This is a genomic window from Pseudoduganella albidiflava (genome assembly GCF_004322755.1).
Taxonomy (GTDB): Bacteria; Pseudomonadota; Gammaproteobacteria; order Burkholderiales; family Burkholderiaceae_D; genus Rugamonas; species Rugamonas albidiflava.
In genome coordinates, this window is the sequence record NZ_CP036401.1 from 718,432 (window position 1) to 743,331 (window position 24,900).

The following is a 24,900-nucleotide window of genomic DNA, read 5'->3' on the forward strand; positions in this document are numbered from 1 at the left end:
TGACGGCTCATCGGTGTATGCCCTTTTCCTGCATGTAGCGTGCCGCGACCTTGCGCACCGCGTCGTCGAGCTCATTGCCATCGTAGAGCCACACTTCATTGCCCGTCTGGCAGACATGCACGCGGCTCGGCTGTGGCAGGTTCTTGCCGGTCGTCTCGGCCGTGTAGTTGAAGCCCGAGGTATCGCCACGGGGTCGCAGCAACGCGAAATTGTACTTGATCTGCGGATAACGCTCGGGCCGCAGCAGGGGACCGATGGTGGTCACCCAGAAGTGCGGTACCAGGTCGTTGTAGGTGTCGAGGATGTGCAGCTTCTTCGGCATGAACTGCCGCACCTGCGGGCCGGTCCAATAGTCCGAGATGCCGCCGCGCAGCGTGAAGTTCTGCCGTTCCACATCCATCAGGCAATCGGCGATCGGGTTGGTGGTGGCGATGGGCGTGGCGGTGCGTGCGGTGTTCAGGCAGCCGGCCAGTGTCAGCGCGCCACCCGCCAGCAGCACGGCATCCCAGACGAAGCGCGGCACGCCCCGGTCGAGCAGCACGATCGCCAGCACCGCCGCCAGCAGCAGCGGGAAGGTGAAATAGCGGTAGGCGTACTCGTCGCCGAAGCGGCCGGCCAGCAGGGCGCCCAGCAAGGTGAGCAGCAGGGAAGCGCCCAGCATGGCGCCCGTGACGGCGATGCGCGGGCTGTCCTGGAAACCGGCGCGCAGCCCGGTGGCATCGGCCGTGACGCTGCGTGCGAAGTGGAACAGCACGAACAGCAGCGAGGCGGCCAGCAGCACGGCGAGGCTGAACGTGTACGGGTTGGCCAGATCGAAGGCGGCGAGCGTGGCGGCGACGAACAGCGTCATCGCGCGGCCCGCCGGACCGGGTGCGATATTGTCGATGCCGCCCAGCGGCTTGTAGTGCACCAGCACTTTCAGCAGCAGGTCGGCGGCGATCAGCCCGATGACGATGCAGCCGGCCAGCAGCAGCACCCGGCGGCGCGCCTGGGCCATGGCAGCCCCGCGCAGCATCAGCCACGAGCAGGCCAGCAGCAGCAAGGCGGGCATGACCACGGTGAGGTAGAACAGGCTGGTGGAAATGCAGCCGGCAATGGTGATCGCCACGATCGCCAGGGCCGCCCGGCGCGATCCGGTGGCCACGTAGCGCATCGCCATGGCCAGTCCCGCCAGGCCGAACAGCACGGCCGGCAGGTGGTTGTTGGTACTGTAGAAGTACAGCCACATCGACGAGCGGGCCGCTGTCAGCGTGAGGAATGCCATGCCCAGCACCATCACGGCAGCCGCACGCCGGCTCAGCGCCGGGTAGATCTGCCAGCTGAACCACAGCACGGTGCCGGTGAGGATCGCTGCCTGGGCAACGGAAACGGCGAAGATGCGCGTTGCCGCATCGGGCAGGGCCGGATACAGGGCGAAATACAGCAGCATGTCCGGCACGAAGGCGGGGGCGACCGGGAATTTCCAGTCGATCCAGCGGCCGCCATCCTGCACCAGGTCGACCACCAGCTGTTCCATGAAGAGCGAATCGCCGCTCAGGATGGTCTTGAACCGCAGCAGGCTTGCCGCCAGGCCCAGCAGCACCACGGCGGCTACAAGCCAGAGTTTATCCAGTTTCATCGGTTTTGCAGCTTGGGAAAACTGCAAGTATAAACTCTACGGCAGTATTTTGAAGTTAACAATCTCCCCGCGACTTGCCAGGCCTGGTAACTGTTATTTCGTTGAGGCCATTAACTAAAAAGAAATTCCCTTGAAGGGTAATTCCACGGGCCGGCACGAGCGGTATCGTCAGGCGAATATTGGAAGGGGATAATGGCGGCGAATATGCCGTGACTATTATCGAAAGCCGCGCCGTTTCCGGTTCCAGGAATTTTGCCGCGAGCGCTACGCCATAATCCGGCGCAGCGCCCGGCATGCTTCACTGGCACGCTTCACTGGCCCATTCACTGGCACATCACTGGCACATTCACTGGTCCTGCGCCTTGCCGTGGCAATGTGGGCAAGAAACGCCGTACACATATTCCGGCGCCAGTTGCTGGCGCGGAGTGACGATGGCGCGGCAGGCGAAGCATTGCACGGTTTCCGTGGGTTCCAGCCTGGGATTGAGCGCGGTACGGTAGTCGAACACGAAGCAGTCGCCCGTGTAATGGGCGCCGCCCACTTCCTCGAAATACTTCAGGATGCCGCCTTCGAGCTGGTACACGTTGTCGTAGCCGATATTCTGCATGTGGATCGCCGCCTTCTCGCAGCGGATGCCGCCGGTGCAGAACGTGACCACGGTCTTGCCGTCGAAGTCGGCCTTGTGTTCCTCGATCACCTGCGGGAATTCGGTGAATTTGCGGATGCGGTAGTCGACGGTATTGTCGAACGTGCCCACGTCCACCTCGAAATCGTTGCGGGTGTCGACCATCACCACCGGCTTGCCCTGGTCGTCATGGCCCTGGTCCAGCCAGCGCTTCAGGGTTTTCGCGTCCACGAACGGCGCGCGGCCTTCTTCCGGCTTGATCAGCGGCATGCGCATCGTAATGATCTCGGCCTTGATCTTCACCAGCATGCGCTTGTGCGACTGCTCGGCCGACAGGCTTTCCTTCACTTCCAGGTCGGCCAGGCGTGGATCGGCGCGCACCCAGGCCAGGTACTCGTCGATGTTTTCCCGGGTACCGGACAGGAACATGTTGATGCCCTCCGGCGTCAGCAGGATGGTGCCCTTCAGGCCGAGGCGCTGCGTGATTTCCTGGTATTGCGGCCGGAGCTCCTCGAGATTCTCCAGCGTGATGAACTTGTAGGCGGCGATGTTGACGAAGGGGGCGGCGGCAGTTACTGCCGCATGTGACGGTACGGCGCCGGCCTGGACGGGGGCGCCGAGAGTGCTAGCTTGCATAGGGAGTCAGAGTGGGAATAGCGGAACAGCCGACATTATAAGCCCATCGGCGTGCATTTCCACGCTTCCCCGATGCGGAGGAAACCGGCGAAATTCCGCGGAATGTCGCCTGCCTTGCTCGGGACCGGGCGGCTATCGGGCATAGACCCGATCCACCGTGTGCACGCTGCCTGCCGGCGACATGATGTAGAGCTTGCCGCCGTTGATCATGAACGCCCTGCTCTCGGGTTGCTGGGCTGGAATGATGTACTGATCGACAATGAGGGTTCCCGAATCGCCGCCGAAATCGATGTGCCACATCCACTGGTTATGCACCAGCGCGTACGTCACGGCCGTTCCTGTGACCGTAATACGGTGGGCGGGCATGGTGGCGGACACGGCATCATAAGTGCTCGGTACCGCCGCGGCGCCCTCGCTGAACACCACGCCGCCATTGGTGGAGCCGGTGATCTCCACCTGCATGCCGGGCACATTCACACTTTTCGTGGCAATGATGGCGCCCGTGCAGCCCGGGTTCGCGTAGTAATCGGTCCTGGTCGACATCAGCGCCCTGTCGCCGCCAGCCGGATCCTGCGTGACTGAAATTCTTTCGACCGTTCGCCCACCGCAGGCGGCACTCCACTCGCCGAGATATGGCGTGACTTTTGCCGAGAGCACGGGCGAGGAGCCCCCGCTGCTGTCACTGCCGCCACAAGCGGCAAGGCAGGAAGCGAGAAGCGAGGACAGGAAAAACTTGCTGGAAACGCGCATGAAAGGCTTGCCCTGGAGGGTGAAAGACGTGATTGGTGGATGATGTTGAATGCCTCGCCAGGATTGTATGGTTGCACGCCATCGCTCGTCCATGCGGTGGCGTTAAAAATTTGCTACTTGTTGCACATTGCGATTTCCTGGCCCTGCGGTGCCACGGATTCGCAGGCGGCGAGATCGATCGGGGGCGTGGCGGTGCGTGCCGTCGAACGTGACGGCAGGTGCGCGCGTGGACGCTGGCGGAAGAACACGGTGCTCCCTCCCTTTTCCGCATGAGCGCCCGGAGGAATTGCCCGAGATCAGGCACGTCGGGTGTGCCTGATTTCCGGTGATGTCGTGGCCGGCGCGGGAACGGCGGAGCGGCGGGCCTTGGCGGTGCCGTGACCGCGGTGCTTAAAGGCGCTGTGAGCGGTAATTAAGCGAACTTCCCGCCGGAATTACGGTCTGACTTCCTGTTGAGATACTTCATGTATATCAGGAGGCGACATGGGCACGGCGGAGGTTCGAGTACTGATCGAAGCGTTGATGCAGCAACAGCTTTCAGAAGATCAGGTCGCATTGCTGCAGGGCTTTCTTGCCTGCGCCGAACAACCAGGGCGGTGTCATCGCCTCATCGAGGACGCCGCCGGAAAGCCGCCGTGTCCGCATTGCGGCCGCGAGAAGTCTCACCGTTGCGGACAGGCTAGTGGCTTGCAGCGCTATCGCTGCGTGGCGTGCCGGCGCAGCTTTAACGCCCTGACCGGCACACCGCTCGCCCGTCTGCGCCTGCGCGACAAGTGGCTGCAATACTTTCAATGCCTGATCGAGTCGACCCCTGTGCGCTCGGCGGCCAGCCGCGTCGCGGTGGCAAAGTCGACCAGCTTTCGATGGCGCCACCGTTTCATCGCCGCCGTGCTCGGGGCGCCCCGTCCGCAGCTGTCTGGCATCGTCGAGGCCGATGAAACCTACCATCTGGAATCACAGAAGGGCTCGCGCCACCTGGATCGCCCGCCCCGCAAACGCGGCGGCAAGGCCAGCCGGCGCGGCATCAGCAGCGAGCTGGACTGCATCCTCGTTGCCCGTGACCGCAACCGGCAAACCTGTGACTTCGTCACGGGCCGCGGCCCGGTCAGTGCTGGCCAGCTGATGCAACACCTGAAACCAGTGCTGGCGCCAGATGTGCTGCTGGTGACCGATGCCGCCAAGGCGTACCAGGCATTTGCGAAGCAGGCCGGCATCACGCACGAAGCGATCAATGTGCGTGCCGGCATCCGGGTGCGCGGCGCACTCCATATCCAGGGTGTCAACGGATGGCATAGCCGCTTCAAGACCTGGCTGCGGCGATTCAATGGTGTTGCCAGCCGCTATCTCGCCAATTACACCGGCTGGCAGCGCGTGCTCGATGCCGCCGAGCTGACGACGCCGCGCCAATGGTTGCACATTGCCGTGGCGTCAGACTAGCTGATCAGCTCTTTTGTCGCGCTCGGCATGCAAGAAAGTTTCGTGCTCAACGGCAAAGCTACTCAACGCGAACAGCGCCTGCTTAAACCACGGCGCGGCGTGCCTTGCGCCGCCAGGCCAGTGCCGCCAGGCCAGCGCCGGCCAGCAGCAGCGTGGACGGCTCGGGGATGGCCTGTTGCTGGTCCGGCAACCGGTTGTGCACCGACCAGTTCGCATAGGTGATCTTCGACGAGCTGGCGCTATTGCCCGTCGTGGCGTAGATGGCGCTCACGTCCAGGTAGCGGGTCGCCGTGTTGGTGAATGCCGTGCCGCTGAGCAGGATGCGGCCGACATCGAACGCCGTCACGATCGAGCAGGTGAGCGGGTTGCCGCAACCGTTGGTGAGGGCGGGCGACATGTCGTACACGCCCTGGAATACCAGCCGGTCGAGGGCGTCGGAGGCGGCATAGCTTTCCGAGAACGAGTCGAACAGCAGGTTGCTGGCTTGCGGGCGGGTGTCCGAGAACAGCACGTCATACTGTTCCCCGTTTACTTCGACGGCTTCAGCACCCATCAGCACGCCGTTCGACACCAGCAGGATCGGTGCTGCCTGGGCAGCGGCCTGCACACCCAGGAGCAGGGCGCCTTGCAGCAGGATATTTTTTACGAAGGTTCGCACAATGGCTCCTGAAGGTAAATGATGTGTAGCGACTTGAGTTACGTAGTGCCACCAAGCTAAGCAAGGTTGATGCCAGATCGATAATTTTGAGAAAAATCAACGCTGTCGTTGAGCTGGCTCAAATACCCGGCCGGAAAATGTAAAGTTTCTCGACAGCGCTGGATGAGCAGGCGCGTTGGCCGCCAGTACCTCAACGGCGGTAAAATAGCGCCTTCGCCGCACGAAGCCTCACCGCCCAATCGATCCCATGAGTACCGAAGTCCCAGACCTGTCCGTCATCGAGCCCGTTCTTCAGCCCGTTATTCAACCTGTCATTCAGCCCGATGAGCCCGCACCGCCACCCGGCCCGGATTTCGTCCACCTGCGGGTGCACTCGGAATACTCGATCGTCGATGGCCTGGTCCGCATCGACGACCTGGTGAAGGCCGCGGCCAAGGACAGGCAGGGGGCACTGGCCGTCACCGACCTGTCGAACCTGTTCGGCATGGTCAAGTTCTACAAGGCCGCGCGCGGCAAGGGCGTCAAGCCGGTGATCGGCTGCGATGTCTGGATCACCAACGACGACAACCGCGACAAGCCATGCCGCCTTCTGCTGCTGGCGAAGAACCGCGTGGGCTACCTGCAGCTGTGCGAACTGCTGTCGATGGCGTGGCTGACCAACCAGTACAAGGGACGCGCCGAACTGCGCACCGAATGGCTGGCGGCGCTGAAAGACCAGACATATGACGTGATGCCCGGCGAAAGCGGCGCCGATGGCCTGATCGCGCTGTCCGGCGCGCAGTTCGGCGACATCGGCTGCGCGATCGACAACGGCAACCTGGAGCTGGCCGAACGGCACGCCGAAAAATGGTCGGCCATTTTCCCGGGCCATTTCTATATCGAGATCCAGCGCGCCGGGCAGCCCAACCAGGAAGCCCAGGTGCGCCAGTCGGTGGCGCTGGCCGCCAGGCTGCGCCTGCCGGTGGTGGCCACGCACCCGGTGCAGTTCATGTCCGAGCATGAGTTCATCGCCCATGAAGCCCGTATCTGTATCGCCGAAGGCGAAATGATCGCCAACGCGAAGCGGCCGAAACGCTTCAACGAGCAGATGCGCTTCATGACGCAGGAAGAAATGGCGATCCTGTTCGAGGACCTGCCGGGCGCCTTGCAGAACTCGGTGGAGATCGCCAAGCGCTGCAATGTCACGCTCACGCTGGGCAAGCCGCAGCTGCCGAACTTCCCCACGCCGGGCATGACGATCGACGAGTTCCTGGTCGCCGAAACGAAGAAGGGCCTGGAAGAGCGCCTGGTGCAGCTGTTCCCCGACCCGGTATACCGCGAGAAGATGCGTCCCCGCTACGAGGAGCGGCTGGCGTTCGAGAACAACACGATCATCAACATGAAGTTCCCGGGCTACTTCCTGATCGTTGCGGAATTCATCCAGTGGGGCAAGAACAACGGCGTGCCGATCGGCCCGGGCCGCGGCTCGGGCGCGGGCTCGCTGGTGGCCTATGCGCTGAAGATCACCGACCTCGATCCGCTCAAGTACAACCTGCTGTTCGAGCGTTTCCTGAACCCGGAACGGGTATCGATGCCCGACTTCGACATCGACTTTTGCCAGGAAAAGCGCGAGCTGGTGATCCAGCACGTGAAGGACCTGTATGGCCGCGACGCGGTGTCGCAGATCGCCACCTTCGGCACCATGGCGGCGAAAGGCGCGATCCGCGACGTTGGCCGCGTGCTGGACTTCGGCTACAACTTCTGCGACGGCATCTCGAAGCTGATCCCGTTCAAGCCGGGCAAGCCGGTGTCGATCGCCGAGGCCATCGAGGAAGAACCGCTGCTCAAGGAACGCCTCGAGAACGAGGAAGAAGTGAAGCAGCTGCTGGACCTGGCGCAGCAGGTCGAAGGCATCACCCGCGGCATCGGCATGCACGCCGGCGGCGTGCTGATCGCGCCCGGCAAGCTGACCGATTTCTGCCCGCTGTATACGCAGTCCGGCGACTCGGGCGTGGTCTCGCAGTACGACAAGGACGACGTGGAGGCCGTGGGCCTGGTGAAGTTCGACTTCCTGGGCCTGACCACGCTGACGATCCTCGACCGCGCGGTGAACTACATCCGCGAACTGGACCCGGCCGACAAGGACTTCAACCTGGAATCGCTCCCGCTGGACGACCGCGGTTCCTACGACCTGCTGACCAAGGCCAAGACGGTGGCCGTGTTCCAGCTGGAGTCGCGCGGCATGCAGGGCATGCTGAAGGATGCGCGCCCCGACCGCTTCGAGGACATCATCGCGCTGGTGGCGCTGTACCGTCCGGGCCCGATGGACCTGATTCCCGACTTCTGCAAGCGCAAGCACGGCGAGAAGTTCGACTATCCGGACCCGCGCACCGAGGGCATCCTGTCCGAGACCTACGGCATCATGGTCTACCAGGAGCAGGTGATGCAGATGGCGCAGATCATCGGCGGCTATTCGCTGGGCGGCGCCGACATGCTGCGCCGCGCGATGGGCAAGAAGAAGGCCGAGGAAATGGCCGAGCACCGCGAGATCTTCCGCAAGGGTGCCGGCGAGCGCGGGCTGACCACCGAGAAGGCCGACGAGATCTTCGACCTGATGGAGAAGTTCGCCGGCTACGGTTTCAACAAGTCGCACGCCGCCGCCTATGCGCTGCTGTCGTATCACACCGCGTACCTGAAGCAGCACCACACGGCCGCGTTCATGGCGGCCAACATGTCGCTGACGATGGACGATACCGAGAAGGTCAAGATCCTCGTCGAGGATTCGATCGAGGTATGCGGCCTGACGATCCTGCCGCCGGACGTGAACCTGTCGGCATACCGCTTCCGGCCCGACGGCGAACCCCGTTCGGTGACCGGCAAGAAGGTGACCAACATCCGCTACGGCCTGGGCGGCGTGAAGGGCGCCGGCCAGAACGCGATCGAGGCGATCATCGCCGCGCGCGAAGCCGACGGCCCGTTCAAGAGCCTGTTCGACTTCTGCAAGCGGGTCGACAAGCGCCAGATCAACCGCCGTACCATCGAGGCGCTGATCCGCTCGGGCGCGTTCGACTGCTTCGGCGTCGATCGTTCGGTGCTGTTCGCCTCGGTCGGCTTCGCCATGGAATGCGCCGAGCAGGAACTGAAGGCGGCCAACCAGGTAAGCCTGTTCGGCGGCGATGACAGCGACCTGGTCGCCCCGCCCGAATACGTGCAGGCCACTCCGTGGACCGACCGCCAGAAGCTGGCCGAGGAAAAGATCGCGCTGGGCTTCTACCTGTCCGGCCACATGTTCGATTCGTATGCGCAGGAAGCGCGGCGCTTCGCCCGCACCAAGCTGTCGGAACTGGAGCCGTCGCGCGAGCCGCGCATGATGTGCGGCGTGATCACCGGCATCCGCACGCAGATGACGCAGCGCGGCAAGATCCTCATCGTCAGCCTGGACGACAAGAGCGCCGTGGTGGAAGTGACCGTGTACAACGAGATCTTCGAGGCCAACAAGAAGGCCTTCAAGGAAGACGAATTCCTCGCCGTGACCGGCAAGGTGTCGGAAGACCGCTTCACCGGCGGCCTGCGCATCTCGGCCGAGAAGGTGTACGACATCGTGTCGGCCCGCCTGCAGTTCGGCCGCCAGATGGGCTGGCTGCTGCCGGCCGCCGTGGCGCCCGCGAAACTGCAGGAAGTGCTGGCGCCGCACCGCGACGACTACGGCTTGCCGGTGCAGATGCGCATCAAGCCGCAGGGCATCGACTGCACGCTGCAGCTGGGCGACGACTGGCGGGTCGCGCCGTCCGATGAACTCACGCTGGCGCTGGAACAGGTGCTGGGCGCGAAAGAGGTGGCGGTGGAGTACTGATCGCGGTGGGGAAGACGGTAAAGCTCGACTGAAAATCGGAGGCGGACCATGCTGCAATCAAGTCCAGTCCACCCCAAGGGCAAACCCCGGGGTCAGACCCGGCGGGTCTGACCCCAGCCTTTCGCTGTTGGGGTCAATGCATGCGTTTTCACATTCTGGCGCGTTGCGGTCTATCCCTATTTTCAGCTTGCGCGTGGGGCGCGCACGGCGGCGACCAGGTTGCGCACGAAAGCCTTCATGTCGAACCGGTTGTCGAACGCATCGAGCGCCCGGTCGGCCATCTGCGCGGTGTAGGGCGCATCGTCCAGCAACCGCACGATGGCGGCGCGCATCGCGGCAGCGTCGCCTTGCGGCACCAGCACGGCCTCGTTGCCGTCGCTGACATAATCCTCCACCGTCAGCGTGCGCGTGATGACGGTGGCCTTGTTGAAGGCCATCGCCTGCAGCAGCACCATCTGCCCGGCCGAGATATCGGCCACCCCCAGCGGCACCACCACGAAGCGGGCGTTCTTCAACTGGTCGACATAGTCGCCGTCATAGCAGTTGCGCAGCACCTTGACGTTAGGGGGAATCGCCAGGCCGGCCAGCGGCTTGTCGTTGTCGCACACCACGTGGAGCTCGATCGGCAGGCCGGCCACCGCGTCGAACAGCGTGCCGTAGTCGCGGCCGGAGCGCCCGGCGGTGAGGATGTACGGCGAGTTCGACGCCTCCGGCAATTCTTCGCGGCCATAGATATGGGTGCCGTGCGGGATGTAGAACACTTCGGTGCGGCCGTTCGCGAACAGCTCGCTGTAGCGCTCGCGCTCTTTTTTCGAGTGGCAGATGACCTTGTCGACGAACGACATCACGAAGCGGAAGTAGAGCAGGCGCAGCCGGTTGAGCAGCGGATGCTGGCGCGGCGTGAGGATGAAACCCAGCAGCACGATCTGCGTGCGGCGCGAAAACAGGGCGCGCAGCGGCGCGAAAATCAGTACTTCGATGTCCGAACCCAGCACCACCGCCTCGGGATTGGTACGGCTGGTGACCAGCGAGCGGATCCCGGCGCGCAGCGCGAACCAGGCCAGTTTCGGCCAGCCGACGAACAGCAGCTTGAGGCGCGAGTGGTAGCGGAAGCGCACGTCGTCGGCGAACAGCCGGTAGTCGACGCCGAGTTCCTTCAAGCCGAGGGCGAACGGCGAACGCGTGCCGTCCTTGGTATAGGTGGGAAAGAAATGGATCACGGCGGGCCCTGTCGCGGTTGGGAATCAAGGAGTTACCAATCTGTTAATTGTAACCCGTTGAAACCGCCTGTGACCGCCGCGGCGGCACGCGACAAAGCCCGGCGTTGCGCCAGCACAGCAGCCGGCAGCACGGCAGCCGGCAGGGGAGTAGCCGGCAGGTCAGCAGCCGGCAGGACAGTAGCCGGCAAACATGCGGCCCGCCGAAGCTTGTCCGCTGCCCGGCATCGGCCGGGCGCCGCGGACCGCATGCCATGCACCGCCTTACATGTCCTTCAGGCCGGTGATGGCGTAGCCCTTGGTGCCGATTTGCTCGGGCAGGTGTTCGATGTGGAACTCGGGCAGTGTGTCGGCGTCGTCGTCGACTTCCAGCGCTTTGGCTTCCGGTTCCCAGTCGGTATTGATTGCTTCCTGGGGGATCGGCTTTCCTTCCGGCACTGCCAGATACGAAAAGATGCCATCGTGTTCGGGTCGTCGGTAAATATCCAGGCGCATTGCGGTTCCTCCTTGGTGGTTTGCTCAGTCGCCAGCTTGGCAGTACCAGCATGCAAGATCAGTTCGGTACCGCACACGCCGCCGATGCCCGACTGATTGTACTCCGGGGCCGGACGACCGCAAGTTCCGGATGGGAGGGCCCGATCCTGCCATCCTGGCCGGCTCAGGCGTGCGGGGCCAGTTCCGCGGCAAGCTCCTGCAGGCCGGCGGTGGCCACCCTGGTGCCGTCCGCGGCCCGCCGAAGCACGATCTCCCGGTTCGAGGTTTCCTGGTCGCGCCGGTTTTCGTGGTGCCACAGGTGATACACCTCGGTGGCGAAGGCGCCATCCTTGCGGTGCACGCCGGCGTTGAACAGCCGCACCACCAGGTCGGAATCCTCGTGTCCCCAGCCCTTGAAGCTCTGGTCGAAGCCGTTCACCCGATCCAGGTCGCTGCGCCACACGGCCAGGTTGCAGCTCTTGATGCGGCGCCAGCTGAACTTGCGCCGCTCGCGGCCAGCGTCCGGCAACACCATCACGGTCTGCAGGAACTTGTTGAAATCGCCGCCCAGCCGGAGCTTCAGGCGGTCGATCGCCCGGAGCCGGTGCAGGTTCACGTGCGTTTCCAGCAGCACGCGGGTGTACCGCTCCGACAGCAGCACGCGGCTGCCGGATACCAGGAAGCCGGGCCGCGCCAGCCTGCGGTGCTGCGACACGAAGTTCTTTTCCGGGATGCAGTCGCCGTCCAGGAACACGATGTAGTCGCCGCTGGCGGCCAGCGTGCCCAGGTTGCGCACGCGCGCCGCGCGAAAACCTTCATCCGGCTGCCACACGTGCCGCAGCGGCACCGGTGAGCGCCGGCGCAGCGCTTCCACGCAGTCCCGTGTGTTGTTCGTGGAGCCGTCATCAGCGATAATGAGTTCGAAATGCGGATCATCCTGTGCAAAGCAGGCTTCGATCACGGCCGTCAGCGCATCCGGGCGGTTGTAGGTTGTGACAATGACAGAGATTTTTGACGCTGGTTGCATGAAGTCGGCGCGCACCACAAGAACATTGATGAATAAAAATATTGCCAGGCAAGCCGACGACGTAAACCCTGTAGCCGCTGTTTCCACCGTTGCCGCTGTTACCGTCAATTGCCTGGTCTTCCTCCTGCCGTTCCTGACCCTGATCACCAATGCCGGCGTGGGCCTGTGCAGCTTTGGCTTCCTGTTGGCGGCGATCTGGTGCCACAGGCAAGGCTTGCCGGAGTTCCGGCGACATCTTAACGACATCCGCGGCGTTTTGACAGCTTTCGCCGCGGCCTGCCTGTTTGCCGGCCTGACCGTGCTGCTGCACGACGATATCTACCTGCGCAGCTGGGAAAAGCCCAGCCGCATGCTGCTCGCCGTCACGGCGCTTATTGCCGTGCTCGCTTGCCGGCCAAGCCGCATGGCCCTGTGGTGGGGCCTGATCGGCGGTACCGTGGGCGGCGCCTGCGTGGCCGGCTACCAGCGCTGGGTCCTGCACATCGACCGGCCGGGCGGCCTGATGAACGCGATCACGTTCGGCGACATCGTGCTGTGCATGGGCCTGATGTGCCTGGCCGGCGTACTGGATTTCCGCGGCCGGCAACGGATCTGGCCGGCCGTCGGCGTGGTGGCGGGCCTGATCGGCATGCTGGCCACCGGCACGCGCGGCGGCTGGGTCGCGATCGCGTTCGCCGCGCTGCTGTTCCTCAAATACGGGCATTACCTGCGCGGCAGGTTCGCCAAGGGCGCCGTCGCGCTGGTGGCGGTGCTGATGATCGGCGGCTACTTCGTGCCGCAGACCGGCATGAGCGAACGGGTGGAGCAGGGCATCAGCGACGTGCGCACCTATTTCACGGGCGGCAGCGCCTTCACCAACGTGGGTGTGCGCCTGGAACTGTGGAAGGGTGCCGTGCTGCTGGCCACGCGCCATCCCTGGGCACCGAGCAGCCAGGAGCAGGTCAAGGCCGAACTCGGCGAACTGGTGGCCGCCGGCACCCTGCAGCCGTTCGTGCTGGAAGTCGAACATTTCCACAACGATGCGTTGCAGGCGCTCGTATTCGGCGGCGTGCTGGGCCTGGCGTGCTGGTTCGGCACGCTGCTGCTGCCATTCCTGTTTTTCCTGCGCCTGCTGAACGCCCATGAATCGGCGCCGCCCGCGCTGGTGGCGCCGGCGCTGGCCGGGCTGCTGCTGGTGCTGAGCTATTTCAGCTTTGGGCTGACGGAGGTGATCTTCTGGTCCGTGCGCGGCGCCATGTTCTATGTGCTGATGCTGTTCGTGGTGATGGGCCTGTGCCTGAATGCCCGCGAGGGAGCACGGTGATGGCCGCCAACCTGCCACGCATCCTGGTCATCTCGCCGAACTGGATCGGCGACGCCGTGATGGCGCAGCCGCTGCTGCAGCGGCTGCGCGCCCTGCATCCGGACTGGCCGATCGATGTGCTGGCACCGCCCGCCGTGGCCCCCGTGTGGCGGCAGATGCGCGAAGTCGACGAGGTGCTGCAGACGCCGTTCCGCCACGGCCCGCTGCAGTTGCGCGAGCGCTGGCGCTACGCGCGCCTGCTCAAGCAGCGCGGCTATGCCGAAGCGTATGTGCTGCCGAACACGCTCAAATATGCGCTGATTCCGTGGCTGGCCGGCATCCGGCGCCGGGTCGGCTACAAGGGCGAGAGCCGTTACGGGCTGATCAACGTGATGCACCATGACGACGTGCCGCCCCGTCCGATGGTGCCGTTCTATGCGGCGCTGGCCCACCCGCCGGAGGCGCCGCTGGCGCCCGCGCCGAAACCGGCGCTGCGGGTGACCCCGGAACAGGTGGCCGCCGCCTGCGCCAAGGCCGGCCTGGCGCCGGAGCGGGCGCTGGTGGTGTTTGCCCCGGGCGCGGAGTTCGGGTCGGCCAAGCGCTGGCCGCCGGGCCATTTCGCGGCGCTGGCGCAGTTCGTCGTGGAGCGGGTGCCGGGCGCGCAGATAGCGCTGCTGGGCTCGCCCAAGGACCGCCCCGTGTGCGACGAGATCATTGCCACCGTGGCCGGCACGCCGGCCGCGTCCGCCGTGCTGAATGTCGCCGGCCAGACCAGCCTGGCCGAAGCCGTGGCGCTGATCGGCCACAGCGACGCCGTGGTCAGCAACGATTCCGGCCTGCTGCACGTGGCGTCCAGCCTGGACCGCCCGGTGGTGGCGATCTACGGCCCCACCGATCCGGATCACGCGCCGCCGTTCTCGACGGTGGCGGCGGCACTGTCGCTGCGCCTCGAGTGTTCCCCGTGCCGCCAGCGCGAGTGCCCGCTGGGCCACCACGACTGCATGCGCAAGCTCGACGCCGGCACCGTCTGGCGGACCCTGCAGCCGATGCTGCCGGCAGCCACCTCGGCTTGAGCGGAGCAACGGCGATGAAACGCCTGCACCGAAGCGCCTGAGGCGCGGCTTACTCCACCAGCGCCAGTGGCAGTTCCCAGGGCCAGACCAGGCGCCGGCCCACCGTTTCCCGCTGCACCACGATGGCGGCGGACAGGCTGTCGTCGATGCGGGCAGTCAGCTCTTCCACGCGGGCCAGGAGGTCGCCCCGTTTATCGGGATCGGTCTCCCACAGCAGCGCTTCGCGGCAGGCCATGACCGAGGCGCGCTCGATCATCACTTCCGGATGGTTGAACAGCCAGTGCATGAACGGCCGATGGCTGGTGTCCGCCTGCCACATGGCTCCATAGGCATCGATGTACGCGCGTGCCGCGTCCGGCAGCGTGGTGTCGTCGGGATGCCAGGCCACGTGCGGTTTGGGATCGGGATTGCCGCCAAGGATTTCCGCGATGTAGGGATTGGTGACGAAACCGCGCCGCAAGGCCGTGGCGGCGGCGGCCCACCGGCCTTGCTGCAGGTGGGCAAGCGCCAGCTCGTACCAGTAGGGCGGATAAGTCTCGGCATGTTCCGCGAGCACCCCGATCACGCGGTCGTGCTCCTGCACGGTGCCGGCCTGCGGCTCGATGCGCAGCGCCTCGGAACCCAGCAGGTAACGCACGCCCTGGTTGTCGCTGGGGTTGCGCAGCAGCATCTGCTCGATCAGCGCCGTGGCATCCCGGTGGCGGCACAGGCGCACGTGGGCCAGCACCGCGACATGCATCATGCGCAGGTAGGCGCGATTGTCGACGTTGTGCCACGCGATACGGCCGGCAAAGCTTGGCGGGATTTGCCGGTTGGCGATGGCCAGGCCCGCCTGTGCGGCGTCGAGCGCCTTTTCCGGCTTGCCCTGCCGGTACCAGTAAAAGGCGATCTGCGTGTGGGCATCGATGAAATCCGGTGCCTGGGCCAGCAACTGCTGCAGCGCCGCCAGGTATTCCGTATCGCTCAGCTGGCCGGTTTCATGGCCGTCGAGGATGGTGTTGAACTGGCCCAGCAGTGGGCCGTATCTGTCTTCCGTGTAGCCGAATTCGCCCGATTCGGCATCGATGGCTTCGAATTCCAGGGGCATGTCTTGGAAAGGGCGTGGTGGATGAGGCTTGCATGATAGCAGTCCCGATATGTCTTCCTGCCCGCTGCTCAACTGTCACGCCGCTAGCGTCGCCAATCGGCGACGTGTCACCGGACCGCGTCTTGAAGTAGGACTGATCCTACATCATCAAGAGCTATTTTCACCTGATGCGTGCAAGTACCTGTTTACACGGGCATTTCGCTGGTTCTTTGCAACGCGGATTTGTACCTGCGGCAAAAGTGACAATTTGTAAAACCCGCTCCAGCCCCTGTTTTCGAACAGACACTATTTGCTACTTTGTCAGCACTTCGGCGGCCTCATCAATTTCAATTTAGGAGCAAACATGACGAACATGAAGAATATCGCGGCCTCGCTGGCGCTGGCCTGTGCGGCAATGGGCGCGCAAGCAGCGGATATCAGCCTGCCTGCCGGCAGCGTCGACATCATCGATGGCGCGGGTGCCTTCAGCCGCCTGATCACCGGCAACCACTCGGGCGACACCTTCACCGACACGTATGCGTTCGACGTGGCCGGCCTGTCTTCGTTCACGGCCAACCTGTACTCGAGCGCGGGCAATGCCCGTGTCGGCCTGGACATCACGGGCTTCAGCCTGTTCGCCAACGATGGCTCGCTGGTCCGCGCCGGCACGCAGATCGAAACCGGCAAGTACGATGAGTGGAGCCTGGACCTGTCCAACCTGGCCTCCGGCGCCGGCTACTATGTGGCGGTGACGGGTTCGGTGGTATCGCAGGCAGCGGGTGCCTACAGCGGCCTGGTGTCCGTCTCGGCGGTACCGGAACCGGCCACCTACGGCATGCTGCTGGGCGGCATGGCCCTGCTGAGCGTTGCGGCACGCCGCCGTTCGCTGGCGAAGTAACAAAGACAGCAGGGGTCGGCAAGAGAACTCTGCAACAGCAAGACAGCAAGCCGGCAAGGGCAGTCCCGCCACCGCGCGCCGCACCGCCATCGGGCCGCCGAAGAACGCGCGCGGAGCTTCCATCGGTGGTGCTGCCCTTGTCCCGCATCCGCTGTCGACTACCGGCCGCCATTGGTATATCGGTAAGATTTGCTTTTCCACGACGGAGCGTTGCAATGGGCGACTATAACCAGGCGTTCATCGACCACGAAGTCGCCAGCGAAGAACAGGCCCGCGCTCTGGCGGACGCCATCGTCGCCTGGCTGGTCGACGAGCGCATCATCGAAAACCGGCACTGCGACCGGTGCAATGGCGCTGAAGGCGAGTGCTACCCGGCGGGACCCGGCTTCACGAAAGCCTGCACGGATGTCGAGCCGGAAAAGTTCGACTACTTCCGGGAGCAGTTCGAGAGCTTGTCGCCCAATGGCTTGCGGGTCGTGGCCACTCGCGGCCTGGTCATGAACGATCAAGGATGCGAAGACTCGATCACCTGCCCGCGCTGCGGCACGGTGTCGTCCATGGGTGATTACTGGAACGTCGGCGGTCCCTGGTATATGCGGGAAGAGGAGGCCGGCCTGATCGGCTGTGCGCATTGCAGCCAGGCCAGTCCGATCTGGCAGTGGGCCCGTCCGGACGGCGGCTTCGTGATGCTGGCCTTTGAATTCTGGAACTGGTGGCCTCTGTCGGAAGAGTTCATCGCCGAATTCGGCCGCAGGCTCGGTCACCGGTATACTTTTTTCAGCGGCAAGAGCTGACCTGGCCGCTGTATTGCCGGCACAGGCGCTCCCACCGCGAAACCGGTTACATCAAGATCACGTCGTACTGCTCCTGGTGGTACGACGTCTCCACCTGCAGCGAAATCTTCTTGCCGATGAAATCGCCCAGCATGGCGAGATGCTGCGATTCTTCTTCCAGGAACAGGTCGACCACTTCCTGCGAGGCGAGGATGCGGAATTCGCGCGGGTTGAACTGCTTGGCTTCGCGCAGCAGTTCGCGCAGGATCTCGTAGCAGATGGTGCGCGAGGTTTTCACCTGACCCTTGCCGCCGCAGGCGGGGCAGGGTTCGCACAGGATGTGGGCCAGCGACTCGCGGGTGCGCTTGCGCGTCATTTCGACGAGACCCAGGGCAGAGAAGCCGCTGACGGACACCTTGGTGCGGTCGCGCGCCAGGGCCTTCTTCAGTTCGGCCAGCACGTTGCCGCGGTGCTCGGCGTTTTCCATGTCGATGAAATCGAGGATGATGATGCCGCCCAGGTTGCGCAGCCGCAGCTGGCGCGCGATGGCATGCGCCGCTTCCAGGTTGGTCTTGAAGATCGTGTCGGCGAAATTGCGTCCGCCCACGTAGCCGCCCGTGTTGACGTCGATCGTGGTCATGGCCTCGGTCTGGTCGACGATCAGGTAGCCGCCCGATTTCAGGTCCACGCGCCGGCCCAGGGCGCGCTGGATTTCCTCTTCCACGCCATACAGGTCGAACAGCGGGCGCTCGCCCGTGTAATGGTGCATGCGCGGCAGCACGCTGGGCGTGTAGGTCTTGCCGAATTCGGTGAGGCTGACGAAGTTCTCGCGCGAGTCGACCTGGATGGTGGCCGTTTCATCGTGCACGAAGTCGCGCAGCACGCGCTGGGCCAGCGAAAGATCCTGGTGCAGCAGGGAAGTCGGTGGCCGCGTGCGCGCGCCGTGCGTGATCGCGGCCCAGGTCTTGCGCAGGTAGTCGATATCGGCGGCCAGGTCGCCGTCGCTGGCATCCTCGGCCTGCGTGCGCACGATGTAGCCGCCTTTTTCTTCCTTCGGCAACAGGCCCTGCATGCGCGTGCGCAGCGCTTCGCGCTCGCTTTCCTTCTCGATCTTCTGCGAGATGCCGATATGCGAATCCTGCGGCAGGTACACCAGCATGCGGCCGGCGATCGAGATCTGCGTCGACAGGCGTGCGCCCTTGGTGCCGATCGGATCCTTGATCACCTGCACCGTCAGCACCTGGCCATCGAACAGCAGCTTTTCGATCGGCGTCGGCGTGGCGTTGGTGCCGTCGTGCGGGCGCGCCTCCCAGATGTCCGCCACGTGGAGGAAGGCGGCGCGCTCCAGGCCGATGTCGATGAATGCCGACTGCATGCCGGGCAGCACGCGCACTACCTTGCCCGAATAGACGTTGCCGGCCAGGCCGCGCGTGAGCGTGCGCTCGATGTGCAATTCCTGGACGGCGCCCTGCAGCACCAGGGCCACGCGGGTTTCCTGCGGCGTGATGTTGATGAGGATGTCTTCGCTCATGGCAGTCTCAGGCCGGCACGGCGCAGCAGGTCCGCCGTCTCGAACAGCGGCAGGCCCATGATGCCGGAATGGCTGCCTTCGATATGCTCGATGAACATCGCCGCCAGGCCCTGGATGCCGTAGCCGCCGGCCTTGTCGTATGGTTCCGTGGTGGCGCAGTAGGCCGCGATGTCGGCCGGCTTCAGCTGCGCGAAACGCACTTGCGACACCTGCGTGAAGCTGTCCGCGAAATCGTGGGTGCGCACCGCCACGGTGGTCAGCACGTCGTGCGTGCGGCCGGACAGGCGCTGCAGCATCGCCTGCGCCTCGTCCTTGCCGGCCGGCTTGCCGAGGATGACACCGTCGACGGCCACCGTGGTATCGGCCGTCAGCACGGGGCGCGGCCGCAGGTGGCGGCGGCGCGACAGGTCGAACGCGACGTCGGCCTTCTCGTTGGCCACGCGGCGCACGTAGACGTCGGCCGGCTCGTCCGGCAGCACTTCCTCCGTCACGTCCGCTCCGCGCGGGCCATCGCTGCGCAGCAGCAGCAACTCGAAATCGACGCCGATCTGGCGCAGCAGTTCGCGGCGGCGCGGGCTTTTCGACGCCAGGTAGATTTTTCGTTCGACCGGTTTCATCGTTGTTGTTATCGTCGTCTTGTCACTGGGCGGAGCCCCGGCACGGGCCGGGATCACACCCGATGATAGGGATGGTTCTGGGTAATGGTCCACGCACGGTAGAGCTGTTCGGCCAGCATCACCCGCACCACGCCATGCGGCAGCGTCATGCTGGAAATGCGGATCAACCCTTCGGCCCTGGCCTTCAGGCCGGGATCGAGGCCGTCGGCGCCGCCGATCAGGAAAGCCGTGTCGCGGCCATCTTGCTGCCACAGCTCGAGCTGCTGCGACAGGCCCACGCTGGTGAGATCCTTGCCGCGTTCGTCGAGCGCGATGATGCGCACCGATTTCGGCAGCGCCGCCTCGATACGCTCGCGCTCGAGCGCCATCGCGGTGGCGGCGGTCTTGCTGCCGGAGCGCTCGACGGGCTTGATTTCCTTCAGCACGATGCGCAACTCGGGCGGCATGCGTTTCACATATTCGGCAAAGCCGGTTTCGATCCAGGCGGGCATCTTGTGCCCGACGGCAGCGATGATCAGCTGCATGGGTCAGGTCACTCTTCCGCGGCCGGCTTCTTGATCCGCTTGATGACGGTCTTGGCCGGCGCGGCCGGTTCCTTGGCCTTGGCTTCCTTGGCGGCCTTCGCCGAAGCGACAGCGGCCTTCGGCGCGGCGACCTTGACCTTCTTGCCTTCTGGAACTTCGACCTTCGGCGCGGCTTTCTTCGCGGCGGCCTTCTTCGCCACGGCGCCCGCGGCGGCGGCGGCCTTCACGGTGCCGGGCTTGCGGGCCGGGGCTTTCTTCTCGATGACCGGTTCCGCTTCCTTGGCAACCTTGTTGGCGGCCAGGTGGCCGGCCTTCTTCTTCGGCGCGGCGTCGAGCGCTTCGGCAGCCTTGCCTTCGGCGGAAGTCTTGCGCTTGGCGGCGCCCAGCTTCACCGGCTTCTCGCCCCAGATTTCCTCGAGGCGGTAGTAGGCGCGGATCGGTGCCTGCATGATGTGGACGATCATGTCGCCCAGGTCCACCAGCACCCATTCGCCGGTGTCCTCGCCTTCCACGCCGATGACGTCGCCGCCGGCTTCCTTCACCTTGTCACGCACCGAAGCGGCCAGCGCGCGGGTCTGGCGGTTCGAGGTACCGGAGGCGATGCAGATGCGGTCGAACAGGCTGGTCAGGCCGGTGGTGTCGAACAGGACGATGTCCTGGCCCTTGACGTCTTCCAGGGCGTCGACGACGAGGGCTTGCAGTTTTTTGATATCCATTCAGTTTTACTTCTTATAAAGATTATGTTGTTCGATATAGTCTAGCACCGGCGCCGGAATCGGCGAGCCGCTATCGTATTCATAGTTTCCGCCCGCCAGCCATTGCCGGATGCGGGTCGAGGAGATATCCACCGCCAGGTCGGCCGCGATGCAGGTATTTCCGGCCGGCCGGCTGCACAGTTGTTCCGGCGCCACCAGGCGGCCACGGAACTCGGCCGCCACGGCGGCCGGGATGTCCGGCCCGTCGAGCGAGAAGCCGGGGCGGGCCGCCACGCACAGGTGCGCCAGGCCGAACAGCTCCCGCCAGTCGCGCCAGGTATCGAGCCGCTGCAGCTGGTCGGCACCCATCAGGAAGCACAGCGCAGTCTCTTCGCCGTACTTCGGTCCAAGTTCCGCACGCAGCGCGCGCAGCGTCTCGACCGTGTAGGTGGGCCGGCCCCGGTCGATCTCCTGCCGGTCGACCACCACCCGGTACGGCTGGCCGGCAAACGCCAGCGCGGCCATGTCGGCGCGCTGGGACGGTGTCGCCACCAGGCTGCTTTTCTGCCACGGCACGGTCGGGATCACGCGCAGCTCGGCGGCGCCCAGCAGGCGCACGAACGTGGCGCCGAGCGCCACATGGCCGTTATGGATCGGATCGAAGCTGCCGCCCAGCAGCAGGACACAGCGGGGCACGGTGGAGTGCTGCGCGGTCACGCCAGCCAGTCGCGGTGCGGCAGGAAGTCGGTGTACAGCGCCGCCTCCGGCGTGCCCTCCGCCGGGTGCCAGTCGTAGCGCCACTTGACGATCGGCGGCATCGACATCAGGATCGCCTCGGTGCGCCCGCCCGACTGCAGGCCGAACAGCGTGCCGCGGTCGAACACGAGGTTGAATTCCACGTAGCGGCCGCGCCGGTAAGCCTGGAAATCGCGCTCCCGTTCACCGTACGGCGTGTCCATGCGGTTGCGCAGGATCGGCAGGTAGGCGCCCAGGAAGCCGTCGCCCACGCTCTGCACCATCGCGAAGCTGGTGTCGAAATCGCGCTCGTTGAAATCGTCGAAGAAGATGCCGCCGACGCCGCGCGCCTCCTGGCGGTGCTTCAGGTAAAAGTACTCGTCGCACCACTGCTTGAAGCGCGGGTGCAGGTCGTCGCCGAACGGCGCCAGCATCTCGCGGCAGCTGCGGTGGAAATGGCGCACGTCCGCCTCGTTGCCGTAATACGGCGTCAGGTCCATGCCGCCGCCGAACCACCAGACCGGCGTGCCATCCTCGGTGGACGTCGAGAAGAAGCGCACGTTCATGTGCACCGTGGGCGCGTACGGGTTGCGCGGGTGGAGCACCAGCGACACGCCCATCGCTTCCCAGGCACGCCCGCCGATGCCGGGGCGATGCGCCGCGGCCGATGGCGGCAGCTTCGCGCCCGTCACGTGCGAGAAATTGCAACCGCCCCGTTCCAGCACATTGCCTTCCTCGACGAGACGCGAGATGCCGCCGCCGCCTTCGGGGCGCTGCCAGGCGTCGCGCAGGAACGGCGTGCCGTCCGCCTCTTCGAGGGCGGACACGATGCGTTCCTGCAGGTCGATCAGCCAGGCCTTGACGGCTTCGGGGTTGGGGGTGGTCATTGGCTTGTTCTTTTTTTGAAGCGTCGACGAATTTGAAGAAAACCCAGGGGCAGAAACCTGGGGTCCGACCCGGCGGGTCTGACCCCGGCATTTGCGCTTGGGGTAAATGATTGGAAGAACTAAGCTTTAAGCCCTAGTGCTTCAACCCACGCCAGCCGATATCGCGGCGGCACTGCATGCCGTCGAAGCGGATTTCCCCGACCGTTTCATAGGCCTGCTTCTGTGCCAGCTTGACCGAATCGCCCAGGCCGACCACGCACAGCACGCGGCCGCCGGAAGTGACCAGCTGGCCATCCACTTCGGCCGTGCCGGCGTGGAACGTGACCGACTCCGGCGTTTCGGCCGGGATGCCCTCGATGACGTTGCCCTTCACGGGATCGTCCGGATAGCCGGCCGCGGCCAGCACCACGCCGACCGCGGTGCGGCGGTCCCATTCCAGGCCCACGGCGTCGAGCGTGCCGTTCACGGCATGTTCCATCACGGTCACCAGGTCCGTCTTCAGGCGCGCCATGATCGGCTGGGTTTCCGGATCGCCCATGCGGCAGTTGAATTCCAGCGTCTTCGGATTGCCGGCCGCGTCGATCATCAGGCCCGCGTACAGGAAGCCGGAGAATGGAATGCCATCCTTGGCCATGCCGGCGATCGTGGGGTTGATGATCTCGCGCATCACGCGCGCATGCATCGCCGGCGTCACGATCGGCGCGGGCGAGTAGGCGCCCATGCCGCCCGTGTTCGGGCCCTGGTCGTTGTCGAGCAGGCGCTTGTGATCCTGGCTGGTGGCCAGCGGCAGCACGTTCTTGCCATCGCACATGACGATGAACGATGCTTCCTCGCCGGCCAGGAATTCCTCGATGACGATGCGCGCGCCGGCGTCGCCGAAGCGGTTGTCGGACAGCATGTGCTCGACCGCCTGGTGCGCTTCCTCGAGCGTCATCGCCACCACCACGCCCTTGCCGGCGGCCAGGCCATCGGCCTTGATCACGATCGGCGCGCCTTTCGCGTCGATGTAGGCGTGCGCCTGCGCCGCATCGCTGAACGTTTCATACTCGGCGGTGGGAATGCCGTGCCGCTTCATGAACGCCTTGGCGAAGTCCTTCGACGATTCCAGCTGCGCCGCTTCCTTCGTGGGGCCGAAGACCTTCAGGCCGCGCGCGCGGAACAGGTTGACGATGCCGCCGGCCAGCGGCGTCTCCGGGCCCACCACGGTCAGGGCGATATGTTCCCGCGTGACGAATTCGGCCAGCGCGCCCAGGTCCGTGACCGGCAGGTTCTGCAGGCGTGGATCGCGTGCCGTGCCACCGTTGCCGGGGGCGACGTAGACGATCTGCACCCGTTCCGATTGGGCCAATTTCCAAGCCAGCGCATGCTCGCGGCCGCCGGAGCCGACTACCAGAATTTTCATAAGGATCTTCGGTTGGTTTTTTAGAAGCTGTTTCCGCATGCGCCTGCGCGCGCATGGGGAAAGAACCTCGGAGACTGAAACAGCGGCCCGCGGGCCGCTGCTGCTTCATGCGATCAATTTTTTGCCGCACCGGGTGGCGCAGGATGCCGCCTGAAGACCGGTACCGCCATGTTGCCCGCTGCAAATTATCCGATCACTGCGATTCCATCACCGCGGTTCGATCACTGCGTTTCGATCACTGCGGCCCACGGTGTTCGATCACTGCTGTTCGATCACTGCGCTGGAATGACTGCTCTTCGATTACTGCTCTTCGATCACGGCGTTGGTATAGACTTCCTGGGTATCGTCCAGGTTTTCCAGCGCGTCCAGCAGTTTCTGCATCTTTACCGCGTCGTCGCCGGTAAACACGGTCTCGGTGGCAGGCTTCATCACGATCTCGGCCACTTCGGCCTTGAAGCCGGCCTTGTCCAGCGCATCCTTGACGGCGGCGAAATCGTTCGGCGCGCACAGCACTTCGAAGCCGCCTTCCTCGTCCGCGACCACGTCTTCGGCGCCGGCTTCCAGCGCCGCATCCATCAGCTTCGCTTCATCGGTGCCGGGGGCGAACAGGAACTGGCCGCAGTGCTTGAACAGGAACGACACGGAATTTTCCGTGCCCATGTTGCCGCCGAATTTGCTGAACGCGTGGCGCACTTCGGCCACGGTACGCACCCGGTTGTCGGTCATGCAGTCGACGATGACCGCCGCACCGCCGATGCCGTAGCCTTCGTAGCGGACTTCCTCGTAGTTTGCGCCGTCTTCGCCACCGGTGCCGCGCGTGATCGCGCGTTGCACGTTGTCTTTCGGCATATTGGCATCGGCCGCCTTGTCCACCGCCAGGCGCAGGCGCGGATTGGTCGAGATGTCGCCGCCGCCCATGCGCGCGGCAACGGTGATTTCCTTGATGAGGCGCGTCCAGATCTTGCCGCGTTTCGCGTCCGTTGCAGCCTTTTTATGCTTGATATTGGCCCATTTGCTGTGTCCAGCCATGTTCGCTTTTCCTTAGACGGTATGCAATCGAGGGCGGTATTCTAGCATACCGCCCCCTGCCGATCGCACCGCCGCGGCCCGGGCCCGGGGTTATTCAGCCACTGGCTGGCCACT

The 24,900-nt window shown here is 64.7% G+C and carries 22 protein-coding genes; 6 read left to right on the forward strand and 16 right to left on the reverse strand.

Going from position 1 to position 24,900, the window contains the following annotated elements; genetic code table 11:
• Positions 1 to 7: 7 nt before the first annotated feature.
• The 3 genes from EYF70_RS03115 to EYF70_RS03125 all read right to left on the reverse strand — a co-directional run bounded on the left by EYF70_RS03115 (position 8) and on the right by EYF70_RS03125 (position 3,629).
• The gene (locus EYF70_RS03115; protein WP_131144094.1) at positions 8 to 1,618 is read right to left on the reverse strand and encodes a TgpA N-terminal domain-containing protein; all 1,611 of its coding nucleotides are present in this window, start codon (positions 1,616 to 1,618) and stop codon (positions 8 to 10) included.
• A 346-nt stretch (positions 1,619 to 1,964) separates the two neighbouring features.
• Entirely contained in the window at positions 1,965 to 2,879 is a 915-nt protein-coding gene (locus EYF70_RS03120) for a sulfurtransferase (RefSeq protein WP_131144095.1), read from the reverse strand.
• Positions 2,880 to 3,011: 132 nt separating this feature from the next.
• Entirely contained in the window at positions 3,012 to 3,629 is a 618-nt protein-coding gene (locus tag EYF70_RS03125; RefSeq protein WP_131144096.1) for a hypothetical protein, read from the reverse strand.
• A 483-nt stretch (positions 3,630 to 4,112) separates the two neighbouring features.
• Here EYF70_RS03125 and EYF70_RS03130 point away from each other — a divergent pair, with 483 nt between their 5' ends.
• Entirely contained in the window at positions 4,113 to 5,066 is a 954-nt protein-coding gene (locus tag EYF70_RS03130; RefSeq protein ID WP_229420683.1) for an IS1595 family transposase, read from the forward strand.
• An 82-nt stretch (positions 5,067 to 5,148) separates the two neighbouring features.
• Here the strand turns inward: EYF70_RS03130 and EYF70_RS03135 are convergent, their stop codons facing one another.
• Positions 5,149 to 5,724 carry a PEP-CTERM sorting domain-containing protein gene (locus EYF70_RS03135; protein ID WP_131144097.1) on the reverse strand — a complete coding sequence of 192 codons (576 nt, stop codon included), beginning with the start codon at positions 5,722 to 5,724 and terminating at the stop codon, positions 5,149 to 5,151.
• A 247-nt stretch (positions 5,725 to 5,971) separates the two neighbouring features.
• On the opposite strand from EYF70_RS03135, the gene dnaE reads away from it, so the two are divergent.
• On the forward strand, positions 5,972 to 9,556 hold the full coding sequence (gene dnaE / locus EYF70_RS03140) for a DNA polymerase III subunit alpha (RefSeq protein WP_131144098.1): 3,585 nt from the start codon (positions 5,972 to 5,974) through the stop codon (positions 9,554 to 9,556).
• Between the two features lie 182 nt (positions 9,557 to 9,738).
• Here the strand turns inward: dnaE and EYF70_RS03145 are convergent, their stop codons facing one another.
• The 3 genes from EYF70_RS03145 to EYF70_RS03155 all read right to left on the reverse strand — a co-directional run bounded on the left by EYF70_RS03145 (position 9,739) and on the right by EYF70_RS03155 (position 12,274).
• The gene (locus EYF70_RS03145) at positions 9,739 to 10,776 is read right to left on the reverse strand and encodes a glycosyltransferase family 4 protein (protein WP_131144099.1); all 1,038 of its coding nucleotides are present in this window, start codon (positions 10,774 to 10,776) and stop codon (positions 9,739 to 9,741) included.
• Positions 10,777 to 11,037: 261 nt separating this feature from the next.
• Positions 11,038 to 11,268 (reverse strand): DUF6139 family protein, encoded by a 231-nt coding sequence (locus EYF70_RS03150; RefSeq protein WP_130187740.1) that lies wholly within the window; start codon positions 11,266 to 11,268, stop codon positions 11,038 to 11,040.
• 163 nt (positions 11,269 to 11,431) lie between these two features.
• Positions 11,432 to 12,274, reverse strand: coding sequence for a glycosyltransferase family 2 protein (locus EYF70_RS03155; protein ID WP_131144100.1), 843 nt, complete (start codon positions 12,272 to 12,274; stop codon positions 11,432 to 11,434).
• Between the two features lie 28 nt (positions 12,275 to 12,302).
• Here EYF70_RS03155 and EYF70_RS03160 point away from each other — a divergent pair, with 28 nt between their 5' ends.
• Together EYF70_RS03160 and waaF are read left to right on the forward strand one after the other, a co-directional pair.
• Positions 12,303 to 13,577: an O-antigen ligase family protein gene (locus EYF70_RS03160; protein ID WP_131144101.1), complete on the forward strand. Its 1,275-nt coding sequence runs from the start codon at positions 12,303 to 12,305 to the stop codon at positions 13,575 to 13,577.
• Positions 13,577 to 14,629, forward strand: coding sequence for a lipopolysaccharide heptosyltransferase II (waaF, locus tag EYF70_RS03165; RefSeq protein WP_229420684.1), 1,053 nt, complete (start codon positions 13,577 to 13,579; stop codon positions 14,627 to 14,629). The genes EYF70_RS03160 and waaF overlap by 1 nt, the downstream gene beginning before the upstream one ends.
• 49 nt (positions 14,630 to 14,678) lie before the next feature.
• Here the strand turns inward: waaF and EYF70_RS03170 are convergent, their stop codons facing one another.
• Positions 14,679 to 15,716, reverse strand: coding sequence for a tetratricopeptide repeat protein (locus EYF70_RS03170; RefSeq protein ID WP_131144102.1), 1,038 nt, complete (start codon positions 15,714 to 15,716; stop codon positions 14,679 to 14,681).
• Positions 15,717 to 16,059: 343 nt separating this feature from the next.
• Here EYF70_RS03170 and EYF70_RS03175 point away from each other — a divergent pair, with 343 nt between their 5' ends.
• Positions 16,060 to 16,593, forward strand: coding sequence for an FxDxF family PEP-CTERM protein (locus tag EYF70_RS03175; protein WP_131144103.1), 534 nt, complete (start codon positions 16,060 to 16,062; stop codon positions 16,591 to 16,593).
• Between the two features lie 215 nt (positions 16,594 to 16,808).
• Complete coding sequence (locus tag EYF70_RS03180) at positions 16,809 to 17,387, forward strand: hypothetical protein (protein ID WP_131144104.1); 579 nt, start codon at positions 16,809 to 16,811, stop codon at positions 17,385 to 17,387.
• Positions 17,388 to 17,433: 46 nt separating this feature from the next.
• Here the strand turns inward: EYF70_RS03180 and rng are convergent, their stop codons facing one another.
• From rng to EYF70_RS03220, 8 genes are all read right to left on the reverse strand, one after another.
• Positions 17,434 to 18,897 (reverse strand): ribonuclease G, encoded by a 1,464-nt coding sequence (gene rng, locus EYF70_RS03185; protein ID WP_131144105.1) that lies wholly within the window; start codon positions 18,895 to 18,897, stop codon positions 17,434 to 17,436.
• Positions 18,894 to 19,514, reverse strand: coding sequence for a Maf family protein (locus EYF70_RS03190; RefSeq protein ID WP_131144106.1), 621 nt, complete (start codon positions 19,512 to 19,514; stop codon positions 18,894 to 18,896). Before EYF70_RS03190 ends, rng begins: the two co-directional genes overlap by 4 nt.
• A 53-nt stretch (positions 19,515 to 19,567) precedes the next feature.
• Complete coding sequence (gene rlmH, locus EYF70_RS03195) at positions 19,568 to 20,038, reverse strand: 23S rRNA (pseudouridine(1915)-N(3))-methyltransferase RlmH (protein WP_131144107.1); 471 nt, start codon at positions 20,036 to 20,038, stop codon at positions 19,568 to 19,570.
• Between the two features lie 8 nt (positions 20,039 to 20,046).
• The gene (rsfS, locus tag EYF70_RS03200; protein ID WP_131144108.1) at positions 20,047 to 20,754 is read right to left on the reverse strand and encodes a ribosome silencing factor; all 708 of its coding nucleotides are present in this window, start codon (positions 20,752 to 20,754) and stop codon (positions 20,047 to 20,049) included.
• Positions 20,755 to 20,760: 6 nt separating this feature from the next.
• Positions 20,761 to 21,429: a nicotinate (nicotinamide) nucleotide adenylyltransferase gene (gene nadD / locus EYF70_RS03205; RefSeq protein WP_131144109.1), complete on the reverse strand. Its 669-nt coding sequence runs from the start codon at positions 21,427 to 21,429 to the stop codon at positions 20,761 to 20,763.
• A 17-nt stretch (positions 21,430 to 21,446) separates the two neighbouring features.
• The gene (hemF, locus tag EYF70_RS03210) at positions 21,447 to 22,355 is read right to left on the reverse strand and encodes an oxygen-dependent coproporphyrinogen oxidase (protein ID WP_131144110.1); all 909 of its coding nucleotides are present in this window, start codon (positions 22,353 to 22,355) and stop codon (positions 21,447 to 21,449) included.
• Positions 22,356 to 22,488: 133 nt separating this feature from the next.
• Positions 22,489 to 23,757 carry a phosphoribosylamine--glycine ligase gene (gene purD, locus EYF70_RS03215; RefSeq protein ID WP_131144111.1) on the reverse strand — a complete coding sequence of 423 codons (1,269 nt, stop codon included), beginning with the start codon at positions 23,755 to 23,757 and terminating at the stop codon, positions 22,489 to 22,491.
• Positions 23,758 to 24,057: 300 nt separating this feature from the next.
• Positions 24,058 to 24,786, reverse strand: a complete 729-nt coding sequence (locus tag EYF70_RS03220; protein ID WP_131144112.1) for a YebC/PmpR family DNA-binding transcriptional regulator — start codon at positions 24,784 to 24,786, stop codon at positions 24,058 to 24,060.
• Positions 24,787 to 24,900 lie beyond the last annotated feature (114 nt).